Here is a 13,113-nt window from a genome sequence, read left to right as displayed (position 1 = left end):
CACATGAATTGCCAGCGCCGAGCAAAGGTTTTGCAGCATTGACCGTAGAATGAATCTTGTCGATGTTGTGTAATCAAGCAAGGGTGATTCACCGGTGTTACTAAACCAGATCCGCTTCCTGAGCCTGGCCGATCTCGTCGTCGCGGTCGTTGACATCGCCATAGTCTCGTATCTCATCTACAAGTTCCTGACCCTCGTCCGCGGCACCAGGGCGGTCCAGCTCATCAGGGGCATCCTTATCCTGCTCGTGGGCACCCTCATAGCGGGCCGGCTCCGCCTGTACACCATCAACTGGCTGCTGGTCAACGCGAGGACGATGCTTTTCGTCGCCCTCCCCGTGGTGTTCCAACCCGAGCTCAGGCGGGCGCTCGAACAGATCGGGCGAGGGAAGCTGTTCTCGCCGTCTCTTGCGTTCCTCGAGGAAGTGGACGTGGCCAGGCTCATCGAGGAGACATCCCGTGCTGCCGAGGTCATGGCCAGAAACAAGTGCGGCGCGCTCATCGTCGTGGAAAGGGAAACCGGTCTCACGGACTACGTCGAAACCGGTGTCCGCATTGACGCACTGGTCACGGCCGAACTCCTGATCAACCTGTTCGTCCCGGGCACGCCGCTGCACGACGGCGCCGTGATAATCAGGGGCAACAGGATAGTCGCGGCGTCTTGTTTCCTGCCGCTGACCGACGCGGCCGACCTGAGCATCGAATTCGGCAGCCGCCACCGCGCGGCGCTGGGCATCACCGAGCATTCGGACGCGCTGGCCGTCGTCGTCTCCGAGGAGACTGGGACGATATCCCTGGCCAACGCGGGCAAATTCATCAGGTATCTCGACGGCAAAACCCTGCGCGAGATGCTTTCGAGCCTGTGCAAGAGCAAGCACGCCGGCCTCCGGCGGCGCGGGTGAGCCGACAAGAATGGGTAGTGGTTAGACCATGAACAGCTGGCTTGAGAAGGATTTCACCCTGAAAGTGATATCGATCCTCGTGGGCATAGTGCTCTGGTTCCAGGTTACGACCGAGCAGAACCCCATCACGCCCAGGACTTTTCAGAACGTGCCGGTCAAGTTCGTCAACCTGGAGAGCGGCATGTTCGTCATGGAGACGGTCCCCACGAACATCCGTATCACGGTGCAGAGCCAGAAGCGGTTGATCTCAGGTGTGACAGACGACCAGGTGACGGCGACGGTAGACCTGAAGGGCGCCGAGCCCGGGCGTTCCCAGTTCCCGGTGAAGGTCGCGCTCCCCGCCGGAATTGACCTGGTGGAGGTGGTGCCGGAGAACATCTCGATCTCGCTCGACGTGGAAGTTACCAGGTCATTCAAGCCTGAAATCAAGTTGACGGGCAGCCCCAATGAGGACTTCGTTACGGGGGGTGTCGAGCTCAAGACCCCCGAGGTCGCGCTGAAAGGCCCCAAGTCCAAGATGCAGAGCGTCCAGAAGGTTGTTGGGGAGGTGGATGTCGCCGGGGCGGCCGCGGACGTCACCAGGGCGATAGATCTCCGCGCGGTAGACGGGGATGGCCGCGAAGTCAAGTTGGTGACGGTGAACCCGAAGCAGATCGAGATCAGGGTGGCAATGAAACCCCTGCCCCCGGCCAAGATGGTGAAGGTCGTTCCGCAGATCGTCGGCACGGCTCGGGCAGGGTTCCGCGTGGCCGACGTGACCACCGTGCCCAAAGAGGTCAGGGTCAGGGGACCCGCTGACAAATTGGGGGCACTCAATTCGATCAGGACATACGGCGTCGACGTCTCGGGCCAGTCGTACGACGTCGACAAGCAGGCGGAACTGGTGCTTCCACCTGGATTCAGCGTCGAGCAGAGGACCGTGCTCGTCAGAGTCGCCATCGTGGAGGACAGGATCCAGAGGACGTTCCAGGCCATACCCGTCCGGATTCAGAACGTGTCACCAGGGCAGTTCAGGTTCAACGTGAATCCGCCTTCCGTGGACGTCACCATTGAGGGACGCCGTGACCAGGTAGAGGCGCTGAATGCCGACGACATCGCGCAGAAGATTCAGCCGTTCATAAACGCCGCGGGACTCGGGGCGGGGTCCCACGAGTTAAGGGTACAGGTCCCGGTCTCGGACGAATTCTCCCTCGAAAAGGTGACGCCGGAGAACGTCACGTTGACTCTCACACCGAGGTAGAACCGCGCACGGAGGAGGCGCCATGAGCAGGCTCTTCGGTACTGACGGAATACGGGGTATCGCGAACACCGAACTCGACGCCGAACTGGCTTACAGGGTGGCGCGGGCGGCGACGTACTTCCTGGTGAAGAACGGCCCCGCCTCCGAGACCGGGGGCGTCCCTGCGGCAGGCGCCGGCCCCGCAGGCGGCGGCGTAACGCCCGTCCGGCCCGGCCAACCGGCGTCGCGCCCGGGCATCATCGTCGGGCGCGACACCCGCGCGTCGGGCGACCTGCTGGAGGCTGCGGTGGTAGCCGGGATATGCTCATCGGGGGCCGACGCGCTCCGCGCCGGGGTTATGACCACCCCCGGCGTCGCTTATCTGAGCAGGCTTCCCGGGATCGCCGGCGGGTTCATGATCAGCGCGTCCCACAACCCCGCTGAATATAATGGGATCAAAGTATTCAACGTCAACGGCTTCAAGCTTCCCGATCCCGTCGAGGAGGAGATAGAGACGCTCGTGCTCGGACCTGCGGGTCTGAGCGATGTTGTGCGTGCGGCCAGCGGGCCCGCCTGCGGGACCGCGGCGGGCGCTTCAGATAGGCTTCCGCGGCCGACGAAGGGCGACGTCGGGCGGGCGCGAGTGCTGAGCAAAGACGAATCCACCGAGATGTACATGGGATTCCTTATGAGTGTGGCGGAGGAATCCGCGCACAGGAGTCCTGCGGGGCGCGATCTGGGCGCGGCGCCGCTCGAGGGTTTGAAGGTGGTGTTGGACTGCGCGAACGGATCGGCGTCCGCGATCGCTCCCGAGGTGTTCCGCAGGCTGGGCGCGCAGGTCGTCGCGGTCTGCGACTCGCCCGACGGGCTGAATATCAACGTCAAGTGCGGCTCTACCTATCCGGCGACACTGTGCGAGGCGGTCCGCCGGAACCAGGCCGACGTAGGCTTCGCGTATGACGGTGACGCCGACCGGTGCATAGCCAGCGACGAGAAAGGCAACGTGGTGGACGGCGACCAGATTCTCGCCATTTGCGGACTGGACATGGCGTCGCGCGGAGTGTTGAAGGACAATACAGTCGTGGCCACGGTGCTGTCCAACCTTGGGCTGGAAGTGGCTCTCCGGAGAAGCGGTGTGTCGGTAAAGCGCACGCGCGTCGGCGACCGGTACGTCCTCGAGGAGATGCTGGCGTCCGGGTATAACCTCGGCGGCGAGCAATCGGGCCACATCATATTCCTCAATCACAGCACCACGGGTGACGGGATATTGACGTCGCTCAAGGTGGCCTCCATAATTAAGGCGAGCGCTCGCAAGTTCTCATCCGCGGCGGCGATGACGAAGTACCCGCAGGTAATGGTGAACGTCAAGGTGGCGGGAGCGATCGGCAGTCTCTCGGAGAGGCTGTCATCCGCTTCCGGAGTCCAGGCGGTGATCGCGCGGGCGGAGAAGGCGCTCGGCGAAACGGGTCGCGTGGTGGTGAGGCCCTCGGGGACCGAGCCGTTGATACGCGTGATGGTCGAGACAGATGACGCAGGGCGAGCGCTGCAGATCGCCGAGGAAATCGGGGAGGTGATAAGCAGGGAGTTCGGGGCGTAGCGGCCCACGGTCGCGCGGGCGAGTCCCTGTGCGGGGCCCGTCGTGCGGCTATGGCAAGTGAGATCGAGGGAACGGCGGGGGCGAGCGCGGGGTTAACGCCCGGCGAGGCGCCCACGACAGCAATCAGCGCCTGGACTTGCGCGAATGGTGGTTCTCAGCGTGTGTGGTTTTCTATGTACGAGGGTCGCGCAAGTTGACGAGGGTGGGGTTCATCGAAAGATTCGGCGGATGCCCCACGGTTGGTCACGACCGAGAGTAGGCCGGGAAAGGCCGGAGGCGACTCCGGAGACAAATCGGCCGGGTGACGGCATAACGCAATGCTCGAAGCAGATCCGCGATGTTCCGGCGCCGGAAGGCGCCGTCAGGCTTAGGGCTGTGATGTCTGCCTTACGTCGTGCCGTTCCCTCACGGGGGCTCGTCTCCCACGTTCGGGGAATGGCACGATTCTGTTTTTCATGGGGAGGAGTACATGCATGTGCGGCATCGTCGGGTACGTTGGTGACGGGAGCGCGCTCCCGTTCATCCTGGACGGACTCAAGAAACTGGAATACAGGGGCTATGACTCCGCCGGTGTGGCGGTGCTCGACAAGGACCACATCGAGGTACTCAAGAAAGTCGGCCGGCTGTCCAACCTGGTGGCGGCGCTCGACGGCTTCAACGATTCGGACGGATTGGGCATCGGCCACACGAGATGGGCGACACACGGGCGGCCGTCTGACCAGAACGCGCACCCTCATTCAGACTGCACCGGTGATTTCGTGGTCGTTCACAATGGGATAATCGAGAACTTCGGGACGCTCAAGGATTATCTCGTTGCTCGCGGCCACAGGTTCACGTCGGAGACCGACACGGAGGTCGTCGCCCACCTCATCGAGGACGTGTACGAGGGCGACCTTAGCGAGGCAGTCAGGCAGGCCGTGTCCAGGCTGAAGGGCTCTTTCGCGCTGGGTGTGATCAGCAAGCGCGAGCCCGGCAAGATAATCGCCGTCCGCAAGGACAGCCCCCTCATCGTGGGCCTGGGCGAGGGCGAGAACTACATTGCGTCCGACATACCCGCAATCCTCGGCAAGACCCGCAGGGCGTACATCCTCGAGGACGGCGAGATGGCCATCCTGACGCGCGACTCCGTGACCATCAAGGATACCGGCGGGCACCTCCGCAACAAGGAGGTATTCAACATAAAGTGGGACGCCGTCGCGGCGGAACGGGGTGGATACCAGCACTTCATGCTGAAGGAGATCCACGAGACGCCCAGGGCGGTGCGCGACACGCTCAGCGGGCGAGTCGCGGACGACGGGTCCCGGGTGGTCCTCGACGAGCTCGGGCTGCCCTACGAGCTGGTGACGGGCGTCCGGCGGGTCTTCGTTGTAGCCTGCGGCACAGCGTACCACGCGGGGCTGACGGGCAAGTACCTCATCGAGAAGATGGCGAGGATACCCGTCGAGGCCGACCTCGCGTCGGAGTTCCGCTACCGCGAGACGTTGATGGGACCGGGCGACATGATGATCGTCGTGAGCCAGTCCGGTGAGACCGCCGACACGCTGGCCGCGCTCCGCGTCGCGAAGCGCAAAGGGGTGCCCGTGCTGGCAATATGCAACGTGCTGGGCAGCTCGATCTCCCGCGAAGCCGATTACGTGCTGCACACCTGGGCGGGGCCGGAGATCGCGGTGGCCTCCACCAAGGCATACGTCACGCAGTGCGCGGCGCTGGCCCTCCTGGCGACCTACCTCGCGCAGGAGCGCAGGCTGGTCGACGAGATCGAGAGGCGGAGGTTCATCTCGGAGATCCGCGCGCTGCCCGACAGGGTTGCTGCCGTACTTCGGCTCGAGGACCAGGTGGCCAGGATCGCCAGCGACTGGGCGCACGTCAACGACATGTTCTTCATCGGCCGCGGCCTCGATTACAGCATTGCGATGGAAGGCCAGCTGAAGATCAAGGAAATCGCCTACATCCACGCCGAGGCATACGCCGCCGGCGAGCTCAAGCACGGGACGCTGGCGCTCATCGTGGAGGGCGTGCCGGTAATCGCACTGGCGACGCAACCGCACGTGATGGAGAAGATGCTGTCGAACATCACCGAGGTCAAGGCGCGCGAGGCCACTGTCATAGGCGTCGTGCCCGAGGGATCGCATGAAATGGCGGACATCCGGCGCCAGTGCGACGTGCTACTGGAGATTCCGTCGATTGACCCGCTGCTGATGCCGGCGGTCGAGGTCGTGCCCTTGCAGCTGCTGGCATACTACGCCGCCGTGGCGCGGGGCTGCGACGTGGATAAGCCGAGGAACCTGGCGAAGTCGGTGACGGTGGAGTGAACCGGAATACGTGATGATAGTCTGAGCAGTTGAGACGGGGGTGTGGGTGCGGGCAGGCGCGTACGTTTGAGTGGCGGATGGTGAACACCGTGCGGGTTCAAGTCCCGCTCCCGACACCATACTGAAACTCCCGGGGTTTTCGGCCAGGATGATAGCCGAGACCCCGATTCTGTTTTCTGGTCAATACCGCCCGAAGACTAAAGGCGGAGACTATACGTAAATCACACATGACGGAAAAGAAGTCAGTCTCCCTATTATCTTGCTGGATTGCTGTAGTGAATAATGTCAACAAACCTCGACGCCACTCCGGCGCCGCTTTTATATGTATGGGGCTTATGGGCCTGGTAGCGAATGGCATCTCCGGGGAAGAGATTATGCTTTTCCCCGGCGATGGTCAACTCCAGTGTTCCTTCCACTAGGACAATACACTCTTCAGCCCCTTCCGCATGGGGATCAGAGGAGTGACTTGAGCCTGGTTCGAGAATGACCGTGAACACCTCGAAATTGCGTTCGGGGGTGAAGGGGAAAAGGGGATAGACGGTCATCCCCTCAACCATGTCTATCATGGGTTGTATACGGTCGCTGTCGACAAACTCAACAAGCGGCCTTTGCTCGGCAATCAGCTCGCTGAACGGCACTTTCAGCCCTGTGGCTATCTTCCACACAGTGTTGACGGTTGGAGTGGTCTCCCCGCGCTCTATTTGCGCGAGCATGCCTTTACTTACTCCGGTCAGTTCGGCTACCTTGTCCAGGCTCAACCCCTTTTGCTTTCTGATGCTGCCAAGGTTCCGGCCGATAACGGATGAAATATCCTCCACGGTATTGCCTCCAGGATCTAATAGTTACCGGCAAAGGGACCGCTCGATCCTCTCACCGATTCCGGTCAGCCGGTCGGTGGTTTCATTGCTGAAAACGAAGTGCACGAACTGATCGCTGTTCTGTTCTCCCCAGTTCCTCATCGGGGTGGCAGCTATCTTGCCTCTCCTGAGCACGAGATCCGAGGCGCTGGAGGAGTCGTATCCAAGTTTCCCAACACCAAAAAGCATTGACCACCCACCGGCGGCCGGAATTATAGGCATCCCTTCCGCCTCCGCCAGGATGACATCTCTCCGGCGCTGCCATTCATTCACGCATCTCGCGAAATCCTCATAAGGGGATCTCAGGGCGATCGAGGCCGCCTTTTGAGAGATTCCCGTGGGAGTCACCACATGCGGACCCGGGGCGAGGCGTAAGGCCGGTACCGACAGGGATTTCGTAGAAACGCCAAGCTCTATAGCATGGGCTGCAGGGAAAAGCGATTTGCTCACATCGATGTTGAGACTTCTGATGACCAGATCCGTACGGCCATTTGAGTTCAAGCGGGCCAGAAACGTCAGGTATCCGTTTGACATGCCTGAGTTTATCTCCAGAACCCGTGGCCCGAAGCCGTAACCTTGTTTTAGGGCACTCGTACCAATGGAGTGGAAGGATTTCGCTCGCCGGCGTGGCCGATTGCCGGGCTTCGCTCTATGGCATATACTGGTTCCTTGGATGGGGAAATCCAGGGGAGGCGGAACCGTGAAAGCGCTGGTCACCTTTTACTCAAGAACCGGAACGACCGAGCAAGTGGCGGGGCTGCTGGCGGACAGGCTTTGCTCCGAGGGGATCGAAGTGACAGTTGCGCCGATAAGGACGGAGAAAGTACCCGGCGTCTTCTCCGGCATTCTGCAGGCGCGCGTCTCGGCGCGTCCGACCCTGTCACAGGCGGTGGCGGACACCGGCGGTTACGATCTGGTCTTCATCGGGTTTCCCGTTTGGGCTGGAAGACCGGCACCCGCAGTAAACTCGTTCCTTTCCGGGCTGAAGTCGGCGGCGGGGCAGAAGTTCGCTCCCTTCGCTACGTGCGGGATTTCGGGCGGGCACCAGGCGCCGCTCAGCCAGGTATCGAGCCACTTGACCGGGATAGGGTGTAGAGTCGTCACCAGCCGTGGGTTCTGGCGTGGGAATCGCTCGGCATTCCGGCAGTCAGTGGACGAGTTCGCGAAGCAGGCCCTCAAGGCAGCTGGAAAGGCTCAATAGCAGGTGAGGAAAGTTGACCCGGTGACGAGGCGAGCGGCAGTCCCCCACTGGCGCCTGGAGAGGCCACTCTCCTTAAGGATGGGCCACAGGCCTGGAATAGTGTTGAGAAGCGAACTCTCTAAGCACTTCTGCGTCTCGAAAGGAGAAATGTGTCACAGCGGATAGGGCGATGGACAACCGGGTGTTACGAGGGAAGGAACGGCTATGAGGGGATTTGTAGTGGGACTCCTGATGGCTTCCGTGGCAACATCATCGGTCTTAGGTGGTTGTGCCGCACGGCTCGCCGGCTCCTTTACACCTTCGAGTAACGCTGCGACGACCAGTAAGCCAGAATCGACCCAAACACAGGGGATTGCGTTTGAGGAAATCCACATGGTCACGAAGTGTCACGGCTGGGCCATTGCTTCTCAGGGGCTGGTCTGAAGTCGCCTTTGCATCAGCGAGGCTCTTCATGACTAAGCATGAAGAACAGCTGATGGCGTGACAGCCTGCCTTTTCGTGGTCTTAAGAAAAGCGTCAGTTTCCTGCCCGACGGCAAGACAGGATGGATCACTGTTGAGTGCCGTGGACCGGATCAACTGGGCCTCTATTATGACCACGGACCGCGGCAAAACCTGGAGAGTGCCAAGACTGCCCATTCCCCCTGGTCTGGAGAGCAGTGTCATTGACGTGTTCCCGCCCCAGTTTTTTGTTGAAGGCCGCGCAAACCACGGAGTCTCCCTGTCATCTTTCACCTTGTCCGGGAGGGAAGCGAGTACGGCGACTTTGCTGCCGTGTTCTTCGTTACCGAAGACGGCGGAACCACCTGGAAGACTGCGTCTAGCGCTGGCCTATGCCGTTGGTGTGAGCATGTTCACAGGCTGCGCGCCGCATTCGCGACCGGTCGATTTCGCCAGGGCGGACGCCGCGCCTGCAAGGGTGGCCGGGCGGCTGGAGTTGCCGGCGGGGTACGTGGCGACGGTATGTGGGTTCTCCAGGCGAGGGGTATGGGTCCAGGCCAGGGAACCCGGAGCCGCAGCTGCGCGATACTTCCACATTACGCCGGCAATCCTGGGAACCGCACCCTCATCGTGCGAGATTGTCGAAATAACCGCGCCTTCCAGGGCCAGACTCGAGACCGCAGGGTCCGGCGGGGGCGACTTCCGCGCGCTGGTGAGAATAGTGGATGACAGGTTCGTCGTATACGGTACAACCGGGACGGAGGGGCAGAATAGAGCCTTGGTCTCCTGCATCGAGAAGGACGGCAATGTCATCTGGGAGGTGGAGATTCCTGCCGGGTTCATACCCGGACTCGCTCCGGATTGGAGAAGCGTGATCGCCTATGGGAATTCCAGGGACGTCCCGATGCTAAGCCCGGTTTACCGGCCATCCGCAGGCTCAAAGCCGTCATCCCAGGTCCCGTCGTTTCACCCCATCAGGATCGACCCTGGCGGGCGGTGCCTTACGGCGTCGGTAGCGGGCGGGTGTGTGCTGTGGCAGGTGTATCCCTCACTCCGGTGAGTGTCCCCGCGCACCGCGTCCAGATCAGGGCCGACGGCCCCGATGGAAGCACCATCCTTTCCGGGGAAATTGCTGCGCGCGGGCTTGCGGGGCTTTCGCCCCTGGGAAGCTGTGTTTGCTGGGAAGACCCCGGCAATGACTTCAGATTCCTCCGGGTAAGCGACCGCAGGCTGTGGACTTACTCTCCCCGCGCGACGGATCCGTGGGCAGTCGCGGCTGCCCGGTACTTGTGGTCGCCGGACGAGTCTCTGGTCGTCCTTATGGAGCCCCCGGCGGGGGGCGGGAGCGGGAGTTCGATGGTCGTTCTATCCACGGACTGAGCCAGTTGCAGACGGGATCGCGTTACCTGGTGTTTCACCCCTGCGGTGGCCGGGCGGCCGGGCACGGCAGCGTCCCGGAACAGGACGAAGAGGCCTTGCGTCGAAACTACGCGGGGGTCGGAGTGATAGGCATGAAGGTCAACACTCGCTTGCTAATCCGGTGTGCGGTCGCCTACGCTGGTATTATCGTTGTTTCCGGGGTCATCATGTGGCTGAACCACACGGCGCAACCGTCACCGGCCGATGTGTCGCAGGCGCTTCAGCCGGCCCGGGCGGAGCCAAACATGTCGCCACCTGCTACCGCGCACGACCGGGATGGCCCGGAAGTAAACACAGCGCCCCTTGGGGACCAGGATGACCTGGCCTTCGTCTGGCGGGGCCTGTTATATGTCGTTGAGGGCGAGACCGGCAAGGTCAGGCAGCTCACTGACTCCGGCAGGGCGGCGCATCCGGCCTGGTCCAACGATGGTCAGTGGCTGGCCTTCGTTCGCGTTACGGACCCCGGGGAGATGACTGGGCAGCTATGGGTGGTGCGGCGAGACGGTAGCCAGGGCCGTCAGATTCAAGGACTGCCAGGGCCGGTCGGCGCCAGGGACTTTTCGTGGTCACCCGCCGAGAACGTGCTTGCCGTGGGAGTGGGGAACAGCGTTTGGGTGGCGGCGGCCGAAGGTGAACCCAGGCATCTCGCCCTGGCTCCGGGCCTCGTCTGGTGCGCGTGGTCACCTGATGGTAAGTCCCTGGCCTACAATGCGACTCTAGCCTACGATGATCCGGTGAACCGCAGTGATGCCCTCTATACTGTTGATGTTAAGGGTGGCGAACCGGTCAAACGCGTGGAGGCGTCGCAGGCCGGGGTGTGGGTGGCTGCCTGGTGGCCGGATAACAGCGGCTTGCTTTACTGGTCGGATCCGCTGCACTCGGCTTCTCTCGCTGCAGACGGCATGACGCTGATGAGATTGAGACTCGGTTCTCAGGAACCCAGGCCTACTGCTACCACGCTTGGATACCGCGAGTGGCTGTCCTTCTCTCCTCAGGGGCGGCTGGTCGTGGTGGCGGGCGGTGGGCGTGAGGCTTGGTCGGGCAAGAGGCTGGCGATAGTCGACCCAAAGGCCGGGCCGGTCCGCGAACTGAAGAACGCGAGGGGCTGTGTGGCTCTGGATCCCTCGTTCTCGCCGGATGGCAGGCGGATCGCCTATGTGACCGCTCAGGACTTGTCAGACGGTGCCGGGAGCATAAACGGGCCTGAACAACTCGCGGCCTGGGTGGCAACGCGGACGTTGTGGGTAGCCGATGCAGACGGCTCGGGCGCGCGTCCTCTGACGGAAGCCGGCAGTGGGATATACCGGCCCGTCTGGTCGAGGGATGGTACCAGGGTCTTCTACATGCGAGACAACGCTTTATGGACGATCACGCTCGAGGGAGGCAGGCCGGAAAAGGTACTTGGCCCGTTTCCCGAAGAGAAGAACCTGTTCGGCTACTACGGTTTCGCCACGTTCAACGCTGAGATGGCCTGGTTCTGGCCCAGACGATGAGCTTACCTGTTGGGAGTGCCGGAACCGGGCGGATCAGAACGACGTGTTCCACTGTTGGAGTACTGGGGAGGGCGCCGGGTGACCGCTTCTGGAGGAAGTATGCCCTTCGGTAAGCGAATTGTCGCCAAGCTTGTGCTACTGGGACTGCTCCTGGCTGCAGGCTTGGCTGGCCGCTTCAGGTATTACGACAACGGCAAATGGGTGAAGACCTCCATCTCGAGCATCTATCTCAGGGAGATTCGTGGGTTCGGCAGACTCGCCGAGCCCGCAAGGAGGCTCCCTCCCAACTGGGGTTCGTTGAGCGGCTACGCCGCTCGGAATTCCACCCTGGATCTCGTTAACTTGAAGTATTCGGAGCCCCTGGAATGGGAGGATATTGCTGCAGGACCGGGCATCATCGTATTTGTGCATGGCTCGGGAGGAGACAGGCTTCCGGTTGCGATCTATCCCAACTGGAAGGTGGACGGGCTGAACGCTCAGGTTATCGTCAGCGCTCTGCCCCCGAAAAACGATAGTGCTGTCGAGCGCAATGAGCCGATCATTCCGAGGTACCGCCTGGTTCTCAGTCGCCTGCCCCTCACGAGCACGCTGTACGTGACTTCAGTGACCCCCCTTCCCCAGGGAACGCCATAGCTCGCTTCCGACGGCCCAACAACTATCGTTAGGCGGCATACGCCCTTGTGCTGGCCCTGGTGTCAGTGACCCTGATAAGCACCGTGACCTCGCTTGGCGCCGCTCTTGACGATTCCCCCAGAGTTTCCAAGGGAAGAAGGAGTTTCCCCGTACGACGTCGAAGAGTACAACTCGCATGTCACTAGCATGCAACTTGCATGTTACAGTACATGGAAAGGCCGGGCCAAGCTTGCGCTCCTAACGACGTCATAACTGGGCCTTAAGAGGTGAAGCGGAGCCAATGTCAAGCCTACGCAACAGCAGGGTGGTCGAGGAAGGCATCAATGAGGACCGTGCCCAAACGCATACAAAAGCCTCGCGAAGACGCCGACAGAAGCGCGCAGTAGTTGATTCCCAAAGTCTTGCGGAAAAGGCCTATACCCACCTGCGGGACATGATTCTCTCAGGTCAGTTCCAACCGGGTGTGGCGGTGAGCATCAGTGTCATGGCGAGGACGCTTCACATGAGCCGGACACCCGTTAGCGTGGCCTGTCAGCGGCTCGAAAAAGAGGGCTTAGTTCGTGTGCTCCCCAAGCGCGGGGTTCTCATCAACAGCGTTACGTTTGAAGATGCCAGGGACATATACGAGGCGAGGACCGCCATCGAGACATACGTGATTGGAAAGGTGTTTGGCACGCTTACTGAGGCCGATTTTAATCAACTGGCCGAGATTATTGAGAGGCAACGCGCCGCTGTGGAAGCAGGCGACCCGTACAGGTTCATGATTGAGGACACGGCTTTCCATGATTTTTTCCTCAGGAAGTACGGCAACTCCCTGCTCATTGAGATAGTCGACAACATCCGGGGACGGGTGTTTCAGGCCGGCTTACGCAACTGCTGCAAGCCCCAGAGAATGCAGCAATCACTCAGTGACCATGAAGAGATACTCAGGCAGCTCAAGGAAGGTGATAAACAGAGCTCCATGGCCAGCATGGAGGCAAACATGGTAAACGGATACCTGAGTTGGTCGTGGTAGACGTGGTTAGCCTGTAACTGGTTCAT

General features: G+C 61.4%; 12 protein-coding genes. 10 read left to right on the top strand and 2 right to left on the bottom strand.

Features of this window, described 5'->3' with window-relative positions; translation table 11 throughout:
* Positions 1-94 precede the first annotated feature (94 nt).
* From HPY55_03075 to glmS, 4 genes are all read left to right on the top strand, one after another.
* A complete protein-coding gene (locus HPY55_03075; GenBank protein ID NPV69615.1) occupies positions 95-901 on the top strand; it encodes a TIGR00159 family protein in 807 nt (268 codons plus the stop codon).
* Positions 902-929: 28 nt separating this feature from the next.
* Positions 930-2,141: a hypothetical protein gene (locus tag HPY55_03070; GenBank protein ID NPV69614.1), complete on the top strand. Its 1,212-nt coding sequence runs from the start codon at positions 930-932 to the stop codon at positions 2,139-2,141.
* A 22-nt stretch (positions 2,142-2,163) separates the two neighbouring features.
* Positions 2,164-3,717: a phosphoglucosamine mutase gene (gene glmM, locus HPY55_03065; protein ID NPV69613.1), complete on the top strand. Its 1,554-nt coding sequence runs from the start codon at positions 2,164-2,166 to the stop codon at positions 3,715-3,717.
* 473 nt (positions 3,718-4,190) lie between these two features.
* On the top strand, positions 4,191-6,029 hold the full coding sequence (gene glmS / locus HPY55_03060; GenBank protein ID NPV69612.1) for a glutamine--fructose-6-phosphate transaminase (isomerizing): 1,839 nt from the start codon (positions 4,191-4,193) through the stop codon (positions 6,027-6,029).
* Between the two features lie 254 nt (positions 6,030-6,283).
* Here the strand turns inward: glmS and HPY55_03055 are convergent, their stop codons facing one another.
* Both HPY55_03055 and HPY55_03050 read right to left on the bottom strand, forming a co-directional pair.
* Positions 6,284-6,847 carry a helix-turn-helix domain-containing protein gene (locus HPY55_03055; protein NPV69611.1) on the bottom strand — a complete coding sequence of 188 codons (564 nt, stop codon included), beginning with the start codon at positions 6,845-6,847 and terminating at the stop codon, positions 6,284-6,286.
* Positions 6,848-6,871: 24 nt separating this feature from the next.
* On the bottom strand, positions 6,872-7,420 hold the full coding sequence (locus tag HPY55_03050) for a hypothetical protein (GenBank protein ID NPV69610.1): 549 nt from the start codon (positions 7,418-7,420) through the stop codon (positions 6,872-6,874).
* Between the two features lie 166 nt (positions 7,421-7,586).
* Here HPY55_03050 and HPY55_03045 point away from each other — a divergent pair, with 166 nt between their 5' ends.
* The 6 genes from HPY55_03045 to HPY55_03020 all read left to right on the top strand — a co-directional run bounded on the left by HPY55_03045 (position 7,587) and on the right by HPY55_03020 (position 13,087).
* Complete coding sequence (locus HPY55_03045; protein NPV69609.1) at positions 7,587-8,087, top strand: hypothetical protein; 501 nt, start codon at positions 7,587-7,589, stop codon at positions 8,085-8,087.
* A gap of 849 nt (positions 8,088-8,936) precedes the next feature.
* Positions 8,937-9,587 carry a hypothetical protein gene (locus HPY55_03040; protein NPV69608.1) on the top strand — a complete coding sequence of 217 codons (651 nt, stop codon included), beginning with the start codon at positions 8,937-8,939 and terminating at the stop codon, positions 9,585-9,587.
* Entirely contained in the window at positions 9,560-9,907 is a 348-nt protein-coding gene (locus tag HPY55_03035; GenBank protein ID NPV69607.1) for a hypothetical protein, read from the top strand. Before HPY55_03040 ends, HPY55_03035 begins: the two co-directional genes overlap by 28 nt.
* 5 nt (positions 9,908-9,912) lie before the next feature.
* Positions 9,913-11,439, top strand: coding sequence for a biopolymer transporter Tol (locus tag HPY55_03030; protein ID NPV69606.1), 1,527 nt, complete (start codon positions 9,913-9,915; stop codon positions 11,437-11,439).
* Between the two features lie 78 nt (positions 11,440-11,517).
* The gene (locus HPY55_03025) at positions 11,518-12,072 is read left to right on the top strand and encodes a hypothetical protein (protein NPV69605.1); all 555 of its coding nucleotides are present in this window, start codon (positions 11,518-11,520) and stop codon (positions 12,070-12,072) included.
* Positions 12,073-12,376: 304 nt separating this feature from the next.
* Entirely contained in the window at positions 12,377-13,087 is a 711-nt protein-coding gene (locus HPY55_03020; protein NPV69604.1) for a GntR family transcriptional regulator, read from the top strand.
* The last annotated feature ends 26 nt before the right edge of the window (positions 13,088-13,113 follow it).

It is taken from the genome of Bacillota bacterium (assembly GCA_013178305.1).
In the GTDB taxonomy this organism is placed as follows: Bacteria; Bacillota; Sulfobacillia; order JABLXB01; family JABLXB01; genus JABLXB01.
Note: the sequence above shows the minus strand (reverse complement) of the source record. Positions and strands in the feature narration are given on the sequence as shown.

Excerpts from the sequence above, each read along its gene's own strand:
- HPY55_03050 (NPV69610.1), bottom strand. The coding sequence starts at position 7,420 with ATGTCAAACGGATACCTGACGTTTCTGGCCCGCTTGAACTCAAATGGC.
- HPY55_03070 (NPV69614.1), top strand. The coding sequence starts at position 930 with ATGAACAGCTGGCTTGAGAAGGATTTCACCCTGAAAGTGATATCGATC.
- glmS (NPV69612.1), top strand. The coding sequence starts at position 4,191 with ATGTGCGGCATCGTCGGGTACGTTGGTGACGGGAGCGCGCTCCCGTTC.
- glmM (NPV69613.1), top strand. The coding sequence starts at position 2,164 with ATGAGCAGGCTCTTCGGTACTGACGGAATACGGGGTATCGCGAACACC.
- HPY55_03040 (NPV69608.1), top strand. The coding sequence starts at position 8,937 with ATGTTCACAGGCTGCGCGCCGCATTCGCGACCGGTCGATTTCGCCAGG.